The organism is Ruegeria sp. C11 (genome assembly GCF_056537725.1).
On the sequence record NZ_JBQFSB010000009.1, the window covers coordinates 1 to 21,462 of the forward strand.

The window sequence follows — 21,462 nt, forward strand, 5'->3', positions numbered from 1 at the left end:
GGGTAAGGATACCACCGTATACCACAACACACACCACCAAAACGGGTAGGAAAACCCAAATTCAAAGGCAATTTCATATGCTTGGGAAAACGGCACCCAAGGGTGTCTGATCCCCTGGCATAACGGTTTGAACCTGTTGATTTCAGAGCAATGCGCGATGGGTGGCGCAGCGATAGAATCTGGTGGCCAGCAGGTAACGGTCAGCGTGGTTTCAAGCGGATGCGCCCAGAACTCATCCGCCAAACGAAATGCTCATACCCCTTGTCGAGTTCGCCATCCAACCAGGCTAAAACACGCAAACAAGATTGCGGCGACGCAAACAATCGAGGGACCCGCGGGCGTGTCAAAAACATATGCCCCTCGCAACCCGGCGACGGCCGATACGGTTCCGATCGCCGCGGCGATCAATGCCATCGATTCCGGTGACCGGGCCAGACTTCGCGCGGCGGCTGCCGGAATGATCAACATGGCGGCGATCAACAGAACGCCGACGACCTTGATCGCAACTGCGACAGTGACAGCGAGGGACAGGGTCAGGATCAACTGTTCCCTCTTGGGATCAAAACCGCTGGCATAGGCCAGCTCTTCATTGAGTGTTGCGGTCAGAAGCTGGGACCAGCGCCAGGCGATCAATGCAACGACCAGCGCTGCGCCGCCCCAGATCACAGCCAGATCAGTACGCGACACGGCCAGAATATCACCAAAAAGATAGGCCATCAGGTCGATACGTACGCCGGACAGGAACGAAACCGCAACCAGACCGAACGCAAGGGCAGAATGCGCCAAAACCCCCAACAGCGTATCCATCGCGTAACCGCGACCCGCCAGAAATGTCACCGTCAGCGCCATCAAAAGCGCAACCGCCAGCGCACCCGGGAAAACCGACATCTGAAACGTGAGTGACAGTGCAACACCCAGGATCGCGGCATGTGCTGTTGCGTCTCCGAAATAGGCCATGCGACGCCAGACGACAAAACACCCCAGCGGCGCCGCTGCAAAGGCCACGCCAACACCTGCGAGTGTTGCTCGCGTCATAAAATCATCCAGCATTATTCCGCGGCTTCCTGAATGTTATCATTGTGGTCATGATGGTGATCATGCTCGTGCCGATAAAGGGCAAGCGCACCACCGGTACCTGTTCCAAACAAAGCTCGATATTCCGGGGCCGAGGCCACGACCGCAGGAGAGCCTTCGCAACAGACATGACCGTTTAGGCAAATGACCCGGTCAGAGGCACTCATGACCACATGCAACTCGTGACTGATCATCAGCACGGCACACCCGGTTTCGCGGCGCACCTCCTCGATCTGCTGATAGAATGCTGCAGAACCCCGCTGATCCAGACCTTGCGTCGCTTCATCCAGCAACAGGATGTCCGGCCGATTGATCAGGGCGCGGGCCAGCAGCACACGCTGGAACTGCCCGCCAGAAAGTTGCGACATCTGGGATTTCAACAGATCCGGCACACCGGCCGCTTTGAGCGCGTCCATGCTGCCTTGCCGCGACACACGGGAAGTCAGACGCATGAAACGTTCCACCGTGATCGGCATCGTCGGATCGATATGCAGTTTTTGCGGCACATAGCCGATTTTCAGCCCCGGCTTATGTGTCACCTGTCCTGCCGAAAGCGGGGTCGCGCCAATGATGGCCCGCAACAGACTGGTCTTGCCCGAACCATTAGGCCCGACAATGGTCACGATCTCACCCGGCTCGACCGTCATGTTCACATGGCGCAAAACCGTGTTGGCACCATAGCGCACGCTGAGATCTTCAACAGTAACAAGGGTCATTTCTAGGCCTTTTCGGTGCAGTCCGGGCAGATTCCCTCGGCTTCTACAACCGTTCGCTCAATCTCGAAACCCGCAGCACGCGCAGCGGCGCCGAGCACACTTTTGGCGGGGGCCGTCTGTGCCTCTGCCACCATATCGCATTTCCGGCAAATCATGAAGGCGGGCGAATGCACGGCACCGGGATGGGAACAGGCGACAAAGGCGTTCAACCGCTCGATCTTGTGTACGAATCCATTGTCGACAAGAAAATCAAGCGCGCGATAGGCTACTGGCGGCTGTGATCCGAACCCTTCCTCGCGCAGGCGGTCAAGAATTGCGTAAGCGCCAAGCGCCCGGTGTTCCTGAAGCAGCATCTCAAGCACCTTGCGCCGAACCGGAGTCAGGCGCAGGCCTTCTTCGCTGCATCGTTTCTCGGCATTGGACAGGCCGGATTCGACGCAGTTTTCGTGGTCATGTTTGTGGAACCCAACAAGGCCCGATTCATCTGCGGGAACGGATGGCGTCTCGCTTGTCATGTTATTCCATATCATCTATAGCGCTCGTAACGTTATAAAATCACACAGAGGGTCTGATGTCCAGAAAGCTCCTTCCAGTTTCGATTACAGCTGCGCTAATAGGCAGCACGGCAATTGCCGAGGCCCCGAATGTCGCGGTCGATATTGCGCCAGTACATTCCCTGGTCGCACGAGTGATGGACGGTGTAGGCGAACCAGACTTGATCGTGCCACCGGGTGCATCACCGCATGAATACAATCTACGCCCGTCCGAGGCAGCCGCGCTGCAAGAGGCGAACCTTGTGTTCTGGATGGGCGAGGACCTGACACCCTGGATGGAAGGCGCTGTTGAAACCCTCGCGGACCGCGCAACCGTCGTGAGCTTGCTGGAGGCTGACGGCACCATCCTTCTGGAGTCCCGCGAGAGCGCCTTGTTCGAAGCACATGACCACGGTGATCACGATGACCACGGTGACGACGCGCACGCTGAAGAAGAAGATCATGATGATCACGGTGACGAAGCGCACGCCGAAGACGAAGATCATGATGATCACGCCCATGACGAAGACCACGCGCATGAAGACGAACACGAGGAACATGCCGAAGGTGACGATCACGACCACGAAGAGCATGAAGGCCATGACGACCACGATGATCACGGCCATGGCGCGCATGATCCACATGCATGGCTTTCGCCTGAAAACGCCGGGGTTTGGCTGAATGTGATCGCTGCTCAGCTTTCGTCGATCGATCCGGACAATGCGGGTGCATATTTCGCCAACGCCGCAGCGGCCCGCACCGAGATGGAGGCGCTGTCCGCCGAAGTGGCCGAAATGCTGGAACCCGTTCGCGGTGGCAGCTTTGTCGTGTTTCATGACGCCTATCAGTATTTTGAGGGCGCGTTCGACTTTCCGGCCTCGGGTGCAATTTCCCTGAGCGATGCATCCGACCCGAGCCCGGCCCGCATAGCCAAGATTCAAGATCGCATTCGCAATGAGGGTGTGAATTGTGTCCTCGCTGAACCGCAGTTCAACCCCGGCATCGTCGAAGTTGTACTGGATGGAACGGATGCGAATACCGGTGTGGTCGATCCGCTTGGGGCAGAGTTTGAACCCGGCGCGACCCTGTACCCGCAAGTCATCCGGGCCATAGCCAAAACGCTGGCCGAGTGCCTTTGAACCCTTCCATCAGCCCGGTCGAGCCAAGCGCATAGACCGGGCTGATCCCGCCCGGCTCTACAAATCCGGTGGAACCTGTCGCAGCAGACCCAATTTCCAATGGGCCCGGCATTTTGGACCCCACAACCTGAGCTGGTTCACTTGCCGGGCAACTGAATAAGGCCAGTGTTCACGATTTGCTGCGCGGCTTGCGGCTCGGGTATTCTGACCCACCCATTTTCCCGGCAGCCATTCTGCGGGCGCGGTTCTTTTTGCTGGACGGTTTTCCCACCGGAGGTTTGGGCCCCGGGCGGCGCTTCTGCCCGTCAGACGTTTTCGTTTTTTTGTCACCGGAATGGCGGGGCTTGAGTGATTTGCTGGCACCCCCCTCGCCCGCTCGCGTGCCCTTTGCCTTTGGCTGTTTCGACTGTTTCGGCTTTGCGGGTTTGGGCTTGGCCACCTGCACAACCGGATCATCTTTGCGGTCGATTGAATCTGCCACCTTCGGCTTTTTGCCCTTTGACGGTGCTGGTGCATCATCGGCCACAGATGGGCGCATCTTTTTGGCCGGTTTGCGGGGTGATTTGTCAAATTTTGGTGGCGCCGATAATTGCGTCAACGCTGCACCGCCCTCCAGCGCCATCGACGGTCCGACAGCCGCAAGAAAACGCGCAACCGCAGTTTCGCGCAGTTCAATCAGTGATTCCTCGGGCTGGATGCGAATAGCGCCGATATCGTCGCGGGAAAGGTTCCCCAGCTTGCACAACATCGGCAGCAGGCGCCTTGGTTCCGCACCGGCAGACCGGCCACCCGCCAGTGAGAACCAGACACTCGGACCAAAAGCCTCGCGCGGTTTATGGGCCTCGCTGACATCCGCCAATTCTTCGGGGGCCGAGTGCTTTTCGCGGTATTGCCGAAGATACGCGGCAGCGATCTGATCCGGTGTGAAACCTGCGACCAGCTTGTCCACGAGCGCGCGGTCTGTCTCGGCGACCGGTTCAAGCCAGTCGGGACTGGCCAGCATCCGTTCTTCGTCCTTGGCCGCCACAGCCTCGGCACTTGGGGCGTCGGACCACTCGGCTGTCACCTTTGCCCAGCCCAGCAGACGCTCGGCTTTCTTACGGGTATTGGGCGGCACGATCATGGCGCTGACGCCCTTGCGTCCGGCACGGCCAGTTCGCCCGGACCGGTGCAAAAGCGTTTCCTGATTGGTCGGCAATTCCGCGTGGATCACCAGATCGAGGTTCGGCAGATCGATGCCGCGCGCCGCAACATCCGTTGCTACGCAAATACGGGCGCGCCCGTCCCGCATCGCCTGCAATGCGTGGGTACGCTCACTCTGGGACAGCTCGCCAGACAGCGCCACAACCGACAATCCGCGATTGGATAGCCGGGTCGTCAGGCGGTTCACCATCGCCCGCGTATTACAGAACACGATGGCATTCGGAGCCTCGTAGAAGCGCAGCACATTGATGATGGCGTTTTCGCCATCACGACCTGACACTCGAAGGGCGCGATAGTCGATGTCGGCATGTTGGGTTGTGCCACTGCTTGTGGAGATACGAAGCGCATCCCGCTGATAGCTTTTTGCCATCTTCGCGATTGCAGGCGGCACCGTGGCCGAGAACAACAACGTCTGACGCTGCGCCGGAGCGTTCTCAAGGATGAATTCAAGGTCTTCACGAAAACCCAGATCCAGCATTTCATCCGCTTCGTCCAGCACAACAGCCCTGAGCGCGCTCAGGTTGATGGATTCCCGCATGATATGATCGCGCAGACGTCCGGGCGTGGCGACTACGATATGTGCGCCGCGCGCAAGCGCCCGCCGCTCATCCCGCATGTCCATTCCACCAACGGTCGAGGCGACGATGGCTCCGGCCTGTTCATACAGCCAGGCCAGTTCTCGTTTGACCTGCAAGGCCAGTTCACGCGTCGGGGCAATGATCAAGGCCAACGGCGCCCCGGCCTGTTCAAAGTGATCGCCTTCACCCAGAATACCGGACGCGATTGCCAGTCCAAACCCAATGGTCTTGCCTGAACCGGTTTGGGCTGAAACCAATAGGTCCTTGCCGTCAACATCTGGATCGGTCACGGCCTCCTGCACTGCAGTAAGTGACGTATATCCGCGCAGGTCCAGCGCATCTGCCAGAGTTTTCTTCACGACCATTTCCTATTTAAGCTGGTTATCAAGCGGCCGACGGCGATCATCTTCCAGATCTCGGCCGGCAAGGGGCGGTGTCTAGCCCTTTGCAAAGGGGATGTACAGGTTTCAAACGCGACGCGCGCCAATAAGCCGATACTGACCCGAGCATTCAAAGGAGTTATATCGCAATTTTATTTGCGGGCCGGGTTTTGTGGGGCGGCCCAATGCTTCGGGCCGCTAGTAGACAACTTGCCGGATTAAGCAGTTTCGCCCCATGCCACGCTGCACGACACGACGGAAGGTCGTGATAACATGCGAGTTTTTCCGCTTAAAAGATGCTGTTATCGTGCAACGGCGGTTTGCTTGGGTTCGGGCATCACCCAGCAGTCCTGATCCCGCAGCACCTTTTCCGTATCGCCAGCAGTCTTTTCGGCAAAAGGATGCGCAACGATCCGATCAGCGGGGTTTTCGACCTCATTCGGCAGGCGCTGAACCTGTCGGTGGGGCAGCAATCCAACGCGAATGGGCGTTCCATCCTCTAGAACTCCGCTGCCGAGGATGGATTGATCGTGGCACACGAACGGGGTGTCGTTGAGGTGCAGCTGATAGCCGTCATCAGGTGCATCCCATTCCATACCGATCTCGGTCAGCAATTCGTTGAGCGCCTTTTGGTCATCGAACCTGATTTCCGGATCTTCGGCGGCGGCAACCAGCCGGTCGATCACATTCAGCGTCGCAGGTGTTGCCCGGAAGCCGATAAAACCGAAACACAGCACATGCCCCCATGCCGCCAGCGTGGTGCGTGGCCAGACCGTGCCTTGCGACGCAACGATGTCCGCGTCAATGTCATCCACAATCGAAATCGGGTCCTGCTTCCAGACCGCATCCGCGTCTGAATGGATCACATTGAAGCCCGCCGCCAACAGTTCACGGATCACCCTGAGACGCAGCCGCCAAAGCTCGGACAGGTTGCCAGACCACGGTACGTGACACGTATTGAAACCGGCATCTGCCATATCCGCTGCCAGTTCTTCGTCCAGCGCGCAGATGACCAGTGGCTGATCGCCCGTTCCTTCCGCGTTGCAAAGCCAATTATCCAGTATCGGGCGATAACTGCTGTTGCAGAAGACAAGCACAACATTGCCATTGGCATCCGCCGCGCTCTGCGCTGCGTCCAAAAGAGACTGGCTTTGCCGCCGGAGCGAATTACCGACGCGCACCATGGTTTTCGACTTGTAGTGTTGGGCCAGGTACCATCCGGCAATCCGTTCGCACGCGCCGCCTACAATGTGCCGGTTCTGCTGCAGCCTGGTACGGGCATCGTCGCCGAGACGGGATTCGGAAAACCGGCTGACCGGGCCGCCCCGAACCTCTTTGAGTGCATCCAGCAAAACCGGAAGTTCCCGCTTTAGCCAGCTCTGGTAATCCAGAAAGACATCCTTGTCCAAAACATAGCTGCCCTTAAGCGGAACACGGGCCGTATCAGCAACCGGGTATCTGGCTTTCAGAAACCCGATCACGTCATCCGGGGCTTCCGCTTCTTCAAGGTAATACCAAAGGTGATGACCCGGCGTCGCTTCGATATAGGATAATGTCTGTCCGGAGAACGGATGCTGCAGCAATCCGCGTTGGGGTATCCGGGGAAGAAAAACCCGAACATTGCCGGTGGCCATCGCCCACCGGTATGAAAACTTGTCGAATAGAGAATAGTTGAAAAGGCCGACCTGCCCCGCTGTCGGGACAACCGACATATGCCCGGTATATTCCGAAAGAATTGCGTCCAACTTCGGATAGTCAGATGCAAAGCGATCCAGCGTTTCAGGAAGAGCGCAGTCGTTCAGATCCACCAGGTGGCAACCACGTACGTCGTCCAGCGCCTGTATTGACGAACGGGAAGCGTCGTTGTGGTAAAAGAAAAACAGTTCAAGGTTTATCTGCATATCTCTCGGTCCGAAACCCAATCCTTGCCGTAACGGCTGTTGGCATATGATCCGCGGATAACCCGCAGATCACTCTTCCCAGGGCAGTCTGTGTTTGCGAATACCGACCAAAGATTTCAATCGGTTGATCCGGCGATTACGCTTGCGCGCCTTTGGCTCGAGGTAAGATACCTTTTCCCTGAGCTCTTTCACTTCGGCTTCCAACCTGAGCATGTGCTGCTCGCCTTTTTTCCCGGGCTTGTGCTTCTCTAACAGTTCCTTGGCGGTTTCCAGTTCTGATCGCATGGACTGGATGTCGGTGCAGAACGCGGAATAGGCATTCAATTCAGCCGGGCTGGGTTCAGGTTCGCCGTATCCCATCAGTCGCATGGCGGGACCGTTGTACAAATCGAACAGGGCGGCCTCGACATCCGAGAACTCTTTTTGCCAGTTCCCTGTCCGGCCAGCACCGACAAACCCTGACCGCGCGGCAGTCTGGAATTTTTCAATGTCCGGGAAGGGTTCGGTATTTGCCGGCAGACCCATAAGTTCAGAAAGCTGCTGGGCAAATCCGGGAATATCCGCGACGATTTCCTCAAACTTAAAAAGCTTGTATTTTTCCGGGTTCGCCTGTGCCCAACTCAGCGTGTGACGCCCCCAGCTGCCAAAAGCAACACGGCCGGAAACAACATCCGACAGCGTAACATGCGCCCGTTTGGCGACGTTGTGATTATATTTGAGGTAGGACAGCGAGGAATCCCGTCCATCGCGCACGATGTGGACATAGGTATCTTCTGCCTGCGTCATCTCGTCAGGGACATTGTGCGTCTTGATGAGATATGGCTTTTCGTCCCTGCGCAACGCCTCAAGGTCGATCGAATTCGCGTCGCCGTCGATATGTCCAACCAGTTTTCCAAGCTCGGGATTCGAGGCGATGTCGGCCCTGTCACCATGGATCGACAGACTGCCGAGGTTGAAATAGTGATTGAACACCGATCTAGTGAGTGTATTGCCGCTACGTGGGTAGGAAACCAGCCAGATAATCATGTTTGGAAGTATCTCTGTTCGTTCGTAAACGCCTTCACAGGCTTGTCATTTGACCGGGCTCTTACAGTAGCCCACTGCGGCGGGCAACACCAGATATCACATTGATCGGTGCCATTTGTGACAGTTCGGCGACAATCCGCACCGAATCACGGGATACAACAATGACGAATACTCGCTGTTCAGAGCACAACCATTGCAGAACTGCACGACGGAACGGCCCGTTCGCAATATTGGCTGCAAGACCGGGTGCCCCCTTCCCCTCGGTCTGACGGCTGGCTAAGAAGTGCTTCCAACCAATCCAGGAGGCCCCTTTGGACCGTATCGCCCGCACCATCGCCACGGAAATCAGCGCCCGCCCGGAACAGGTCGGCGCTGCGGTCAGATTGTTGGACGAAGGGGCGACCGTGCCATTTGTCGCCCGCTATCGCAAAGAGGTGACGGGCGGGCTGGATGACAGTCAGTTGCGGACCCTGGCCGAGCGGCTGTCCTATCTGCGCGAACTAGAGGCGCGGCGCGAGACGATCCTGAATTCGATCCGGGATCAGGGCAAGCTGACCGACGATCTGACCACGTCCATCGCAAAGGCCGAAACCAAGGCGCAGCTTGAAGATATCTATCTGCCTTACAAGCCCAAGCGCCGCACAAAGGCAATGATCGCGCGGGAAAACGGGCTGGAGCCGCTGGCCGATGCGATACTTGCCGACCGCAATGCCGATCCCGAAGCGTTGGCCGGCGCCTATGTCACCGAGGCGGTGGCCACCACAAAGGATGCGCTGAACGGTGCGCGTGACATCATAACCGAACGGCTATGCGAAAACGCGGCCCTGCTGGGCGAATTGCGCAGCTTTATGCAGCGCGAGGCGGTGCTGACATCGAAAGTTGTCGAGGGCAAGGAACAGGAAGGCGCCAAGTTCAGCGACTATTTCGATCATTCTGAGCTTTGGGCCAAGGCCCCGTCGCACCGGGCGCTGGCGATGCTGCGCGCTTCGAAAGAGGGTGTGGTGACATTGGATATCGCACCAGAGCCGGAAACAGGTGCCGCTCGGGCCGAGGCGATGGTCGCTTCGCACCTGCAGACGCGGGGCGATGGTCCGGGTGACAAATGGCTGCGCAAGGTGGCGGGATGGACCTGGCGGGTCAAGCTGTCGCTGTCGATGATGGTGGAACTGATGGCCGATCTGCGCACCTGCGCGCAGGAAGAGGCGATTCAGGTCTTTGCCCGCAACCTCAAAGACCTGCTGTTTGCCGCCCCTGCAGGGGCCCACGCGACACTGGGTCTGGACCCGGGCATTCGGACCGGCGTGAAAGCGGCCGTCGTGGACGCAACCGGCAAACTGGTTGCCACCGAAACGCTGTATCCTTTCCAACCCAAGAACGATCTGCGCGGCGCGCAGGCGACGATCCTGAAGCTGATCGCCGAGCACAAGATCGAATTGATCGCCATCGGCAACGGCACCGCCAGCCGCGAGACCGAGAGGCTGGTGGCGGATACGCTGAAACTGTTGCCCGGATCAATGAAAGCCCCAACCAAGGTTGTAGTGTCCGAGGCAGGTGCCTCGGTCTATTCCGCATCCGAACTGGCGGCGCGTGAATTTCCCGATCTGGACGTGTCGCTGCGCGGCGCGGTGTCGATTGCCCGCCGCCTGCAGGACCCGCTGGCGGAACTGGTCAAGATCGAACCCAAAAGCATCGGCGTCGGCCAGTATCAGCATGACGTGGACCAGCACCGCCTGTCCCAGTCTCTGGAAGCAGTCATCGAAGACGTGGTGAATGCCGTAGGCGTCGATCTGAACATGGCGTCGGCACCTCTGTTGTCCCATGTCTCGGGGCTTGGGCCCGGCTTGGCCGAGGCGATCGTCATGCACCGCGATCTGAACGGCGCTTTCCGGTCCCGTAAGGAACTGTTGAAGGTTGCCAGACTTGGGCCACGCGCCTTTGAGCAATGCGCGGGTTTCCTGCGCATCCGCGACGGGGCGGAACCGCTGGATGCATCCTCGGTCCACCCCGAGGCCTATGATGTTGCCCGCCGCATCGTAAAGGCCTGCGGACGCGATATCAGGCAGATCATGGGGCATGATGGCGCGCTGAAAGGACTGCGGGCCGAGCAGTTCGTGGACGACACGTTCGGCCTGCCCACCGTGAGGGACATCCTGTCCGAGCTGGAAAAGCCGGGCCGCGACCCCCGCCCGAGCTTTGTCACCGCATCCTTCACGGATGGGGTGGAAGAGATCACCGACCTGAAACCCGGAATGTTGCTGGAAGGCACGGTGACCAACGTGGCCGCCTTTGGCGCGTTTGTGGATATTGGCGTGCATCAGGACGGTCTGGTCCATGTCAGCCAGTTGGCCGACCGGTTCGTCAAGGACCCGCACGAGGTGGTCAAAACCGGTCAGGTGGTCAAGGTGCGCGTGGTCGAGGTGGACGTGCCCCGCAAACGGATCGGGCTGACCATGCGCAAAGATGGAGCCACGCAAAAGCGCGAGGATCGCGGTCCCCGAAGCGCGCCGAAAAGCAGGGGACCTGCCAAGGCGAAAAACCAGGGCAATTCCGGACAGCCCAAGACAAACGATACCGGCGCGCTGGGGGCGGCGCTGATGGATGCGTTCAAAAAGCGGTAACCTTTCGCTTTTCTGTTACCGAAAATTCCGAACTTCCGGCATTCCCATTGGCGGGAATGCCGGGACCGGGTACTTGAATTGCCTGTATTTTAAGCATTTCCGGATCAAATTGAGACAGAAATATATTATATCCAATATTGTTTTTGATTGATGCGCCGGACGGTGTAGGTTCAACCCGAACACACTCACAACATGTCCGAACGATGCCAAAACTCCAGACCGTCGACATAGGCAAGATCGAATCCGCTGCCACCATCATCTTCAACGCCATCCGCAAGGCGATCATCGAAGGCGAGCTGAGCGATGGCGATCCGCTGCGTCAGGATGAAATTGCCCGTATGTTCAACACCAGCCGCATCCCCGTGCGCGAGGCCATCACCATGCTGGAACAGCAGGGATTGGTGAAAACCGAACGCTATCGCGGCGCAATCGTGGCCGGGTTGTCACTGGATGAAGCCAGCGAGATTTTCGATTTCCGGGCGCTGGTCGAGGCGCAGGTGATCCGCAAGGCGGTTCCGAACATGACCAAAGCCGTTCTGGAGGAAGCGCGCGAATATCTGGTTCAATTCAGTGCGGCCGAGGATCCCATGGAGTACGGCGACCTGAACCGGAAGTTTCACGAGACCCTCTATGGCGCCAGCAACCTGAACTATCATCTGAGCGTGATCGACAATTCGATGGACCGGATCGATCGCTATCTGCGTGCGCAACTTATCCTGAGCGACGGGATGGAACGGGCGAACCGCGAACATCTGGGCATTCTCGAGGCCTGCGAACGCGGAGACGCCGAAGCCGCCGCCGATCTGACGGCGGCCCATATCACCGGTGCCAAGACATCGCTGGCCGTTCACATCAAGAAACAGTCAGCCGACTAGACGCTGTCTGCTACAGTGGGTGAAAACACGCCGCCTGGTGCGTCTCGCCCTCCATCTGCGGCGCTTGCTTCCGGCATTCCTCGGTCGCCTTCCAGCAGCGCGGCGCAAATGCACAACCGGGGGGAACGTTCATCGGGGATGGCAGTTCACCTTCCAGCTTGATGCGGTCCTTTTTCGCCTCGGGGTCCGCCCGCGGCGTCGTGGACAGCAGCGCCTTGGAATAGGGATGTTTGGGCGCGGCAAACAGTTCATCCTTGCTGGCCTTTTCGACGGCGCGACCCAGATACATGACGATCACGTCATCGGCAAAGTGTTTCACCACCGACAGGTCATGAGAGATGAACAGATAGGCAAGGTTCAGCCTGTCCTGCAGTTCGACCAGCAAGTTCAAAATCTGACTTTGGATCGAAACGTCCAGTGCCGAGACGGGCTCGTCCAGAACCAGAATACGCGGGTCCAGCATCAAGGCGCGGGCAATTGCAATCCGCTGCCGCTGACCGCCTGAGAACATGTGGGGGAAGCGGTCGAAATGTTCCGGGCGCAAACCCACCAGCGTCATCATCTCGCGCGCCTTTGCCTCGCGGTCTTCGGCAGAGATATCGGGGCGGTTGATGACCAGCGGCTCCATCAGGATGGTGCCGATCTTCTGGCGCGGGTTGAGTGAGCCATAGGGGTTCTGAAACACGATCTGCACGGCCTCGCGCAGGCTGGACCATGCGGCGGGGGTCACTTCCTTGCCGTCGATGGTCAGGCGACCGGCGGTGGGCTCCTCGATCATGGTGACAAGGCGGGCCAGCGTGGACTTGCCGCAACCGGATTCGCCCACGATGGCAAGTGTCTTGCCCGCTTCGAGTTCGAAATCCACCCCGGCAAGCGCCCGGACGGTCTTGGCCTTGGACAGGAACCCTTCCTTGACCTCATAAAACCGGGCAAGCCCTTCGGCTTTGACAATTGGCGCGGTCATCAGGCGGTCTCCTTCTGGCCGGTCAGGGCATAGTGGCACAGGGCGCGGCCAAGTTCCGGCCCATTGGGCACGGGTGGCGTGGTGTTGCATTTCTCGTCGGCATACTGACAGCGCGGTGCGAACAGGCACCCCGCCGGACGGTCGAACTGACCCGGAACAACGCCCGGAATCGACGGCAGGAATTTTGAGGTTGCCCGTTCCGGCAGCGCTGCCAGCAGGGCGGCGGTGTAAGGGTGATGCGGGTGGTTGAACAGATCGCGGACTGGCTGTTCCTCGACCTTCTGGCCCGCATACTGGACCTGAACGCGCTCGGCGGTTTCGGCCACCACGCCCATATCATGGGTGATCAGAACCAGACCCATGCCGGTTTCATCCCTTAGTGAGACCAGCAGATCGAGGATCTGCGCCTGAATGGTTACGTCCAGCGCCGTCGTCGGTTCATCCGCGATCAGCAGCTTAGGGCGGCAAGCGATAGCCATGGCGATCATCACCCGCTGGTTCATACCGCCGGACATCTGGTGCGGGAACACGTTCAGACGACCCTCGGGCGCGGGGATGCCGACCTGTTCGAACAGCTCGATCGCCCGCTTGTGCCGCGCCTTGCGGTCCAGACCCAGATGGATGCGCAGCGCCTCCTTGATCTGGAACCCGACAGTGAAGCAGGGGTTGAGCGAAGACATCGGCTCCTGAAAGATCATCGCCAGATCCTTGCCGACGATTTTGCGGCGGTCTCGGGCGGACATACCGCGCAGGTCGAGCCCCTCGAACGTCATCTCGTCGGCGGTGATCGTCGCCGTCCACGGCAGCAGGCCCATCAGCGCCAGCATCGACACGGATTTGCCCGAGCCGCTTTCGCCCACGATGGCCAGGATTTCATGTTTGTCGAGCGTCAGGTCCACACCGTCAACGGCCCGGAACTGGCCCGAAGAGGTGGCGAAATCGACAGAAAGATTGCGGATGCGCAACAGGCTCATGTCATCAGCTCCGCTTGAGTTTCGGGTCGAGCGCGTCACGCAGACCATCGCCCATCAGGTTGATGGCCAGCACGGTCACAAGGATGGCGAGGCCGGGGAAGGTCACCACCCACCACGCGCGCAGGATGAATTCGCGGGCCTCGGCCAGCATCGTGCCCCATTCCGGTGTGGGCGGTTGCGCCCCCATGCCGAGAAAGCCCAGTGCGGCTGCATCGAGGATCGCAGTCGAAAACGACAGCGCCCCCTGCACGATAATCGGTGCAAGGCAATTGGGCAGCACGGTGATGAACATCAGCCGTGGCAGCTTGGCGCCCGCGACCTTGGCCGAGGTCACATAGTCCTTTTGCCGCTCGGCCAGCACCTGAGCACGGGTTAGGCGCACATAGTGGGGCTGGAACACGATGGCGATGGCGATCATCGCATTGGTCAGCGAGGGGCCAAGAATGGCCACCAGCACCAGTGCCAGCAGCAGCGACGGGAAGGCCAGAATAATGTCCATGATCCGCATGATCAGGGTATCGACGGATTTCGGCGCAAAGCCGGACAGCAGGCCGATGATGATCCCGCCCGAAGCGGCAACGGTCACAACGACGATGCCCACGAAGAACGAGTATCGCGATCCTGCAATCAGCCGCGACAGCATATCCCGGCCCAGCGGGTCAGTCCCCAGCGGGAACTGCCAGCTACCGCCTTCGGCCCATGCCGGGGGTTGCAGGATGTGATCGCGGAATTGCTCGGTCGGATCGTAAGGAGCCAGCCATGGGGCTAGCGCGGCGCACAGAACGAAGGCCGCAAAGAACCACATACCGATCACGGCACCACGGTTTTCGCGGAAGTAATACCAGAACTCGCGCAGCGCACTGGGGCGGGCGGGGGTGGTTGCGGGGGGTTGAATTGCCTGATCCGCCATTACCGTTTCCTGATCTTGGGGTTGATCACGCCATAAAGCACGTCAACGATGAGGTTCACGATCATCACGATGGTGGCAATCAGCAGCAGGCCACCCTGCACCACCGGGTAATCGCGGCGGAAAATGCTGTCGACCATCCACTTGCCGATACCCGGCCAGCTAAAGATCGTCTCGGTCAGAATGGCTCCGGCCAGCAAGGTGCCAACCGACAGGCCGATCACGGTGATCACCGGGATCAGCGCGTTGCGCAACGCATGCAGACCATTGATCCGCGCGGGGCTGAGGCCCTTGGCGCGGGCGGTGCGGATATAGTCCTCGCCCAATACTTCCAGCATGGCCGAACGTGTCTGTCGTGCGATCACCGCCAGGGGGATGGTGCCCAGAACGATGGTCGGCAGGATCAGGTGCCGCACGGCGGATTTGAACGCGCCCGCCTGCCCCGACAACAAACTGTCGATCAGCATGAAGCCGGTGACGTCATCGAACCAATAGATCAGGTCGATCCGCCCTGACACAGGCGTCCAGCCAAGGTTGCCCGAGAAGACGATGATCAGCAGCAGTGCCCACCAGAAGATCGGCATGGAATATCCCACCAGCGCCGAGGACATCAGCAGTCTGTCAAAGAACTTGCCCCGGTTCACCGCAGCGATCACGCCTGCAGGAAGGCCCAGCATCACCGCAAAGATCATCGCGCAGAGAGATAGTTCCAACGTCGCCGGGAACAGAGAGAAGAACTCGTCCCACACCGGTTTCTTGGTGACAAAACTCTCGCCCAGATCGCCATGCATGACGCCCCAGAGGTAGTCGGTGTATTGCTGCCAGACGGGTTTGTCGAAGCCCAGCTTCTCGACCATCTCCTGATAACGTTCCTCGGTCATGCCGCGTTCACCGGCCATGACAATGATGGGATCGCCCGGCAGAACCCGGATGAACATGAAGGATATGAACGTCACCCCGATGAATGTCGGCAGGAACGTTCCCAGTCTTGATAACAAGTAGCGTAGCATCAGCGACCCACGACCATGAGGTCTTTTGGAAAGGTTGTCAGGCTGCGATAGCCATCTTCGGTGATCAGCACGTCATCTTCGATCCTGACACCAAATTTGCCCACCGCATAGAGGCCGGGCTCATTAGTATAGACCGTGCCCGCTGGCAACACGGCGTGATTGCCGCGCATGATATAGGGCGCTTCGTGCACGTCCCGGCCCAGCCCGTGGCCGGTTTTGGTACGGATGCGGTCGGCATAGGGCGACGCCTCAAGCACGCCGGTCACCGCATCGTCGATCTGATGCGCGGTGACGCCCGCGCGGGTGACATCCATCCCTTTCAGGTTGGCGGCAAGGACGGTGTCATACACCGCGCGCCCTTCATCCGATACCTCGCCGACAAAAACGGTTCGGGTGATATCGGCGGCAAATCCGTGTTTACGTGCGCCAAAATCGAAAAGCAGCGCATCACCTGCCTGAATTTTGTAACCGTCGCGCGCATGGGCATGCGGTAGGGCCGAATTTTCACCAGCTGCAACGATGGGCGAAAAGGCCATGCCATCCGCGCCTTCGGCGAAAAGCGCATGGATCAGCGCGGCTTCGATCTGTTTTTCGGTCTGACCGATCCGGACATTATCCAGAACCTGATGCAGGGCGCGCTCGGAAATGGTGATTGCGGCCTCAAGCGCGGCCACATCCTCGGCCGTCTTGATCATGCGTAGGCCCGATATTTCACGTTCGGCATCAATGATCTGCACGTCGCCATAGGCCTGCACCAGCGCGTGGTGGACAAAGACGCGCATGACCTGCCCCTCGACGGCCAGCCGTTTTAACGGCAGATGCGCGGCCAGCGCGGCAAAAGCGTCGGCATACCCTGTCTGATCGCGCCAATCGAATACGGCGCCGTTAAACCCAACAAGGGCCCAACTGTCCAGTTCCAGGTTGGGAACGATGGCTGCCGGGGCACCTTCGGCGGGAATCACCACCAGAAAAGGACGCTCATGGCTCATGAAACTCTGGCCGAGGGCGCGGGTAAAGTTCGGCCCGGGCACCAGCGCCACGGCATCAACCGACAGATCACGGGCGGCCTGGCGGTATTCGGCTAGGCGGTCAGTCATTTATTCGTGTCTCCGCAGACAAAAAGAACCGGGGCTGCAAAAGCAGCCCCGGCCCGGGTTCAAGTGATTATTCGACGCTTACGCCATAGAAGATGTGACCGCCCAGCGGGTGGACCTTGTAGCCCTTCACATTTTCCAGCATCGGCATGAAGACAACCGAGTGCGCGATGGTGGCCCAGGGCGCCTGATCCTTGAAGATGGTCTGCGCCTCTTCGTAGAGCTTGGTGCGCTCGGCAACATCGGTCGACTGCTTGGCCTTGTTCACCACGTCGTCGAACGGCTGGTGACACCACTGTGCACGGTTCGAAGCTTCGACACCGTCGCAACCCAGCAGAACAGCAAGGAAGTTGTCCGGATCACCATTGTCACCGGTCCAGCCCAGCAGAACGGCACCGTCACGGTTCAGTTCTTTCGAGCGCGACAGGTACTCGCCCCATTCGTAGGACACGATCTCGACATCGACACCTACCTTGGCAAAGTCCGCCTGGATCAGTTCAGCCATGCGACGCGCATTCGGGTTATACGGACGCTGCACCGGCATCGCCCAGATCTTCATGCTCAGATCGGTAACACCTTCGGCTTCCAGAGCGGCCTTGGCTGCTTCGGGATCATAGGCATCGTCCACGATGGCTTCGTTATAGCTCCACATTGTGGGCGGGATCGGGTTCTTGGCGACCTGACCCGAACCCTGGAACACCACGTCGATGATGGCATTCTTGTCGATGGCCATGTTCAGCGCCTTGCGGACCTTCGGATTGTCGAAGGGTTCCATGGTGGTGTTGTAGGCCAGATAACCGACGTTCAGACCTTCTTGTTCCATCATGTTGATGGCCGGATCGTCCTTCATCGCCTGAATGTCAGCCGGGTTCGGATACGGCATGATGTGGCATTCGCCCGCCTTCAGCTTCTGATAACGCACAGATGCGTCAGGGGTGATCGCAAAGATCAGCTGGTCGATATCCGCCTTGCCGTTCCAGTAATCGGCGTTGGCCTGATAACGGATCACGGCGTCCTTCTGATACGCAACCATTTCGAACGGGCCGGTGCCGATCGGAGCGGTGTTGAGCTTTTCAGGCGTACCTGCGTCCATCATCGCCTGCGCGTATTCCGCCGACAGGATCGAGGCAAAGTCCATTGCCATGTTGGCAACAAACGGTGCTTCGGGCGTGGCCAGGGTGAACTTGACGGTGTGATCGTCGATCTTTTCAACCGACTTCACCAGATCCGGCATGCCCATGCCGTTGAAGTATTCCCATGTGCCGCCGTTGACCTTGTTGAACGGGTGGTCCTCAAGGCGCTGACGCTCAAAGGTAAAGATCACGTCGTCGGCGTTGAAATCACGGGTCGGTGTGAATTCGTCGTTCGAATGGAACTTGACGCCTTTGCGCAGGGTAAAAGTGTATTCCAGACCGTCATCGCTGGCTTCGACACTTTCAGCAAGGCCGGGGATCACGTTGGTTGTGCCGGTCTCGAACTCCATCAGTCGGTTGTAGATGGGGTGCGACGAGGCGTCGAAGGTGGTGCCGGCGGTAAACAGCGCCGGGTCGAACCCTTCGGGTGAACCTTCGGAACAGTAGACGAGCGTGCCTGCCGCCATAGCGGGTGCAGTCATCAGACCAAGGGCGGCGGTTGCCGCCAGGATTCTGGATTTCATTCTCTCCTCCTCAGTTGGAAAAGTTGGATCGCTTGAGCGATTCCGGTTGAGACACCCCCCGGTTCGTTTGTGTTGACCGGGAAACTTCATCTGGTTTTCATTATATTGCATCCAATATCAACCGCTTTCGGCCAAGATTTCCGGATTTCAGGAAAGATTTTTGTCGCTTTTCGCGATAAAGTGCCGTTTTTGACCGATTTCCTCAGGCGCCTACAAAACCGGCGACCTCGCGCCGAACAAAAGTCAGCCTCATTCGCTGGCCGGAACCGGGTGCACCGCTGATCTGCCCGTTCGCTTTAGTGAACCGGCGCGCCCTGCGCCGCTCCGGCCTTGGGCGGGCGGCAGAGCAAAAGCAGAGGCAGCGTCGCCAAGGCCACCAGACCCAGGTTGTTGAACACCGTGAGATAGGACAAAAGCTCGGCCTGGCTTGAGACCTCCTGCGCCAGAATCGCCGCGCCTTCGGCGCTGTCAGGCGTCAGCCCGAGTGGCGCCAGATAGGCCTGTGCCGCCGGGTTGTAGGGGGTCACAAACTGCGTCAGCTGCGCGGTATTGGTCTGCAGCCCACGTACTACCCACGTGCCAACGATGGATATACCAATCGAAGACCCCAGCTGACGCGTCACACTGAACAGGCCGGATGCCTCGTCCTGACGTGCCTGGCTGATGTTTTCGAATGCCAGAATCGAAAGCGGTACAAACACCAGCCCCATCCCCGCGCCACTGACCACACCGGGCCATGCCAGTTCCCAGAAACCGGCATTCATGTTCAGCGCGCCAAGCATGAAATTACCCGCGGCAATCAGGCTCATCCCGATACCGGCCAGCACACGTGGGTCAAATCGCCCGACAAGAACGGCGCCGGTGATGACCATCGAGGCCCCGGCCGCGATACCGCGCGGAATGAACAAGTGCCCGGATTCGATCACCGGATAATCCAGAAGGGTTTGCACAAACGTTGGCAGGATCGCGATGCTTCCGAACAGCGAAACCGCAAAACCTGCGATGATCAGGTTGCACATGGCAAAGTTGCGATCCGCGAACAGGCGCAAGTCTACGATTGGTTTGTCCTGTGTCAGCGCATGATAAAGCAGCCCGAGCGCACCCAGAATCGAGGCGATAACCGCAACCTGAATGACCCGCGACGACAGCCAGTCCTTTGTTTCGCCCTGATCCAGAACAAATTGCAGGCATCCGATGGCAAGCGCGATCAGCGCAAGACCGGTCCAATCGATCCGGATGTCCTGAGTTTCATCCTTTGGCAGTTCGCCTGACAACAGCAGCAAGGCCAGTGCCGCCACCGGCATGTTGACGAAAAACACCATCCGCCACGAGAAATACTCGGTCAGCCAAGCCCCGATCGTCGGCCCGAGGATCGGGGCGACCACCACACCCAATCCGAAAATCGCCATGGCCTGACCGCGTTTTTCGCGGGGAAAGGCATCAAACAGGATGGATTGGGACAGCGGGATCAGAAAGGCTCCGAACATGCCCTGCGCCAGCCGGAAGACAACGATCGTCTCAAGGCTCCAAGACAGGCCGCACAGGATGGACATCGCCGCAAATCCGGTCACGGCGGTCAGGATCAACCGCTTGCGTCCGATGCGGCGGGCGGCAAACCCGGTCAGCGGCATCACCACCACCGCCGAGACAATGTAACTGGTCAGAATCCACGTGGCCTGATCGGTGGTGGCGCCGAATGCGGCCTGAATATGCGGCAGCGCGACGTTGACGATGGTGCTGTCCAGCACCTCAAGCATGGCGCTGAGCACCACGGCAACGACAATGACGGCGTTAACGCCGCTTCGCGTAACCGTGGCATCGCTCATTTCGCGGCTTTCGTGGTGTCGACGGTCACATTCGTGCTGCCACCCACGCGCAGGGGCGCATCGGTCGGGTCAAGAAAGATGCGCACCGGAAAGCGGCGCGTAACCTTGACCCAGTTGCCGCTGGCATTCTCTGGCGGCAGCAGCGAAAACGTGTCCCCCGACCCGCGCCCGATCGAACCGACGGTTCCGGTCAGTTTCGTGCCCGGCAACATGTCGACCGAGATCGAGACGGGCTGACCCGGGCGCACGCGCGGCAGGTCGGTTTCCTTGAAATTCGCATCCACCCACCATTCCGAGGACTCTACAATCGCAAATTGCGGGGCATTTGCGGATACGGACGACCCCACCCGCAAGGTCAGGTTGGCGATCCATCCATCTGCAGGCGCGATGATCTTGGTCCAGGCCAGGTTCGTCTCGGCGATCTGAAGCTGGGCCCGCGAGGACAGGACCGCATCCTGTTTGGCCGCAAGCCCGCTTTGCAGCGACAGCAGGCGCGATTGCGCACCCGTCAGCTGTGCCGAGGCCTGCGCGAAATTCGATGTGTTCTGATCCAGACTGGCCTGTGCAAGGTCACCGGATGAAAACAGCGCCTTTGCCCGTTCCAGATTTTTCTGCGCCGTGTCAAAAGCGGATTGTGTACTGTCCACTGTGGCCTGGGCCGCCGCGATCTGAGTGGCATAGGCTTCGGCATCCTTGATCGCGGAATCCAGATCGGCACGGGCCTGATCGACCGTCGCGCTGAATTGTGTGTCGTCGATTGCAAACAGCAGGTCCCCTGCGCTGACCTTCTGGTTTTCGATCACGGCCATTTCCGAGACCTGCCCCGTCACCTGCGGAGCGATGTTGATTATATTGGCGCCGACATAGGCGTCCTGCGTCGATGGATAGCGCTTTTCGTGCTGCCAATAGAAGAAAAGACCGACCGCGATGCCTGCAACCAGACCTGCCGCCACTAGAAGTTTGAGTGATTTCATTCCTGCCAACCTT

18 protein-coding genes are annotated in these 21,462 nt (G+C 59.1%); 3 read left to right on the top strand and 15 right to left on the bottom strand.

Annotated features, from left to right (window positions below):
• From ACR0NA_RS16010 to ACR0NA_RS16025, 4 genes are all read right to left on the bottom strand, one after another.
• On the bottom strand, positions 1 to 243 hold a 243-nt coding region (locus ACR0NA_RS16010; RefSeq protein ID WP_480730549.1), incomplete at its 3' end, for a hypothetical protein.
• Positions 244 to 252: 9 nt separating this feature from the next.
• Positions 253 to 1,050, bottom strand: a complete 798-nt coding sequence (locus ACR0NA_RS16015; protein WP_480730551.1) for a metal ABC transporter permease — start codon at positions 1,048 to 1,050, stop codon at positions 253 to 255.
• A complete protein-coding gene (locus ACR0NA_RS16020) occupies positions 1,050 to 1,790 on the bottom strand; it encodes a metal ABC transporter ATP-binding protein (RefSeq protein ID WP_480730553.1) in 741 nt (246 codons plus the stop codon). The genes ACR0NA_RS16015 and ACR0NA_RS16020 overlap by 1 nt, the downstream gene beginning before the upstream one ends.
• Positions 1,791 to 1,792: 2 nt before the next feature.
• Positions 1,793 to 2,305 (bottom strand): transcriptional repressor, encoded by a 513-nt coding sequence (locus tag ACR0NA_RS16025; protein ID WP_480452246.1) that lies wholly within the window; start codon positions 2,303 to 2,305, stop codon positions 1,793 to 1,795.
• A 56-nt stretch (positions 2,306 to 2,361) separates the two neighbouring features.
• Here ACR0NA_RS16025 and ACR0NA_RS16030 point away from each other — a divergent pair, with 56 nt between their 5' ends.
• Positions 2,362 to 3,462: a zinc ABC transporter substrate-binding protein gene (locus ACR0NA_RS16030; RefSeq protein ID WP_480730556.1), complete on the top strand. Its 1,101-nt coding sequence runs from the start codon at positions 2,362 to 2,364 to the stop codon at positions 3,460 to 3,462.
• 169 nt (positions 3,463 to 3,631) lie between these two features.
• Here ACR0NA_RS16030 and ACR0NA_RS16035 read toward each other — a convergent pair whose 3' ends face one another.
• The 3 genes from ACR0NA_RS16035 to ACR0NA_RS16045 all read right to left on the bottom strand — a co-directional run bounded on the left by ACR0NA_RS16035 (position 3,632) and on the right by ACR0NA_RS16045 (position 8,550).
• Entirely contained in the window at positions 3,632 to 5,602 is a 1,971-nt protein-coding gene (locus tag ACR0NA_RS16035; RefSeq protein ID WP_480730558.1) for a DEAD/DEAH box helicase, read from the bottom strand.
• Positions 5,603 to 5,925: 323 nt separating this feature from the next.
• Positions 5,926 to 7,524: a putative nucleotide-diphospho-sugar transferase gene (locus ACR0NA_RS16040; RefSeq protein WP_480730560.1), complete on the bottom strand. Its 1,599-nt coding sequence runs from the start codon at positions 7,522 to 7,524 to the stop codon at positions 5,926 to 5,928.
• A 69-nt stretch (positions 7,525 to 7,593) separates the two neighbouring features.
• On the bottom strand, positions 7,594 to 8,550 hold the full coding sequence (locus ACR0NA_RS16045) for a sulfotransferase domain-containing protein (RefSeq protein ID WP_170656379.1): 957 nt from the start codon (positions 8,548 to 8,550) through the stop codon (positions 7,594 to 7,596).
• Positions 8,551 to 8,861: 311 nt separating this feature from the next.
• Here ACR0NA_RS16045 and ACR0NA_RS16050 point away from each other — a divergent pair, with 311 nt between their 5' ends.
• Positions 8,862 to 11,168: a Tex family protein gene (locus ACR0NA_RS16050; protein WP_480730564.1), complete on the top strand. Its 2,307-nt coding sequence runs from the start codon at positions 8,862 to 8,864 to the stop codon at positions 11,166 to 11,168.
• A 203-nt stretch (positions 11,169 to 11,371) separates the two neighbouring features.
• Positions 11,372 to 12,043 (top strand): GntR family transcriptional regulator, encoded by a 672-nt coding sequence (locus ACR0NA_RS16055; protein WP_170656383.1) that lies wholly within the window; start codon positions 11,372 to 11,374, stop codon positions 12,041 to 12,043.
• Between the two features lie 10 nt (positions 12,044 to 12,053).
• Here the strand turns inward: ACR0NA_RS16055 and ACR0NA_RS16060 are convergent, their stop codons facing one another.
• The 8 genes from ACR0NA_RS16060 to ACR0NA_RS16095 form a co-directional block, all read right to left on the bottom strand.
• Positions 12,054 to 13,007: an ABC transporter ATP-binding protein gene (locus tag ACR0NA_RS16060; protein ID WP_480730566.1), complete on the bottom strand. Its 954-nt coding sequence runs from the start codon at positions 13,005 to 13,007 to the stop codon at positions 12,054 to 12,056.
• On the bottom strand, positions 13,007 to 13,981 hold the full coding sequence (locus tag ACR0NA_RS16065) for an ABC transporter ATP-binding protein (RefSeq protein WP_480730568.1): 975 nt from the start codon (positions 13,979 to 13,981) through the stop codon (positions 13,007 to 13,009). The genes ACR0NA_RS16060 and ACR0NA_RS16065 overlap by 1 nt, the downstream gene beginning before the upstream one ends.
• Positions 13,982 to 13,985: 4 nt before the next feature.
• Positions 13,986 to 14,891, bottom strand: coding sequence for an ABC transporter permease subunit (locus tag ACR0NA_RS16070; protein ID WP_170656389.1), 906 nt, complete (start codon positions 14,889 to 14,891; stop codon positions 13,986 to 13,988).
• Entirely contained in the window at positions 14,891 to 15,898 is a 1,008-nt protein-coding gene (locus tag ACR0NA_RS16075; RefSeq protein ID WP_170656391.1) for an ABC transporter permease subunit, read from the bottom strand. Before ACR0NA_RS16075 ends, ACR0NA_RS16070 begins: the two co-directional genes overlap by 1 nt.
• Entirely contained in the window at positions 15,898 to 16,995 is a 1,098-nt protein-coding gene (locus ACR0NA_RS16080; protein WP_480730570.1) for a M24 family metallopeptidase, read from the bottom strand. Before ACR0NA_RS16080 ends, ACR0NA_RS16075 begins: the two co-directional genes overlap by 1 nt.
• A 67-nt stretch (positions 16,996 to 17,062) precedes the next feature.
• Positions 17,063 to 18,649: an ABC transporter substrate-binding protein gene (locus ACR0NA_RS16085; protein ID WP_170656395.1), complete on the bottom strand. Its 1,587-nt coding sequence runs from the start codon at positions 18,647 to 18,649 to the stop codon at positions 17,063 to 17,065.
• 296 nt (positions 18,650 to 18,945) lie between these two features.
• Positions 18,946 to 20,475 (bottom strand): DHA2 family efflux MFS transporter permease subunit, encoded by a 1,530-nt coding sequence (locus ACR0NA_RS16090; RefSeq protein WP_480730573.1) that lies wholly within the window; start codon positions 20,473 to 20,475, stop codon positions 18,946 to 18,948.
• Positions 20,472 to 21,449 (bottom strand): HlyD family secretion protein, encoded by a 978-nt coding sequence (locus ACR0NA_RS16095; protein ID WP_480730575.1) that lies wholly within the window; start codon positions 21,447 to 21,449, stop codon positions 20,472 to 20,474. Before ACR0NA_RS16095 ends, ACR0NA_RS16090 begins: the two co-directional genes overlap by 4 nt.
• Positions 21,450 to 21,462: the final 13 nt, after the last annotated feature.

Excerpts from the sequence above, each read along its gene's own strand:
- ACR0NA_RS16085 (WP_170656395.1), bottom strand. The coding sequence starts at position 18,649 with ATGAAATCCAGAATCCTGGCGGCAACCGCCGCCCTTGGTCTGATGACT.
- ACR0NA_RS16015 (WP_480730551.1), bottom strand. The coding sequence starts at position 1,050 with ATGCTGGATGATTTTATGACGCGAGCAACACTCGCAGGTGTTGGCGTG.
- ACR0NA_RS16040 (WP_480730560.1), bottom strand. The coding sequence starts at position 7,524 with ATGCAGATAAACCTTGAACTGTTTTTCTTTTACCACAACGACGCTTCC.
- ACR0NA_RS16055 (WP_170656383.1), top strand. The coding sequence starts at position 11,372 with ATGCCAAAACTCCAGACCGTCGACATAGGCAAGATCGAATCCGCTGCC.
- ACR0NA_RS16080 (WP_480730570.1), bottom strand. The coding sequence starts at position 16,995 with ATGACTGACCGCCTAGCCGAATACCGCCAGGCCGCCCGTGATCTGTCG.
- ACR0NA_RS16025 (WP_480452246.1), bottom strand. The coding sequence starts at position 2,305 with ATGACAAGCGAGACGCCATCCGTTCCCGCAGATGAATCGGGCCTTGTT.
- ACR0NA_RS16030 (WP_480730556.1), top strand. The coding sequence starts at position 2,362 with ATGTCCAGAAAGCTCCTTCCAGTTTCGATTACAGCTGCGCTAATAGGC.
- ACR0NA_RS16070 (WP_170656389.1), bottom strand. The coding sequence starts at position 14,891 with ATGGCGGATCAGGCAATTCAACCCCCCGCAACCACCCCCGCCCGCCCC.
- ACR0NA_RS16075 (WP_170656391.1), bottom strand. The coding sequence starts at position 15,898 with ATGCTACGCTACTTGTTATCAAGACTGGGAACGTTCCTGCCGACATTC.
- ACR0NA_RS16060 (WP_480730566.1), bottom strand. The coding sequence starts at position 13,007 with ATGACCGCGCCAATTGTCAAAGCCGAAGGGCTTGCCCGGTTTTATGAG.
- ACR0NA_RS16095 (WP_480730575.1), bottom strand. The coding sequence starts at position 21,449 with ATGAAATCACTCAAACTTCTAGTGGCGGCAGGTCTGGTTGCAGGCATC.
- ACR0NA_RS16045 (WP_170656379.1), bottom strand. The coding sequence starts at position 8,550 with ATGATTATCTGGCTGGTTTCCTACCCACGTAGCGGCAATACACTCACT.
- ACR0NA_RS16020 (WP_480730553.1), bottom strand. The coding sequence starts at position 1,790 with ATGACCCTTGTTACTGTTGAAGATCTCAGCGTGCGCTATGGTGCCAAC.
- ACR0NA_RS16065 (WP_480730568.1), bottom strand. The coding sequence starts at position 13,981 with ATGAGCCTGTTGCGCATCCGCAATCTTTCTGTCGATTTCGCCACCTCT.
- ACR0NA_RS16090 (WP_480730573.1), bottom strand. The coding sequence starts at position 20,475 with ATGAGCGATGCCACGGTTACGCGAAGCGGCGTTAACGCCGTCATTGTC.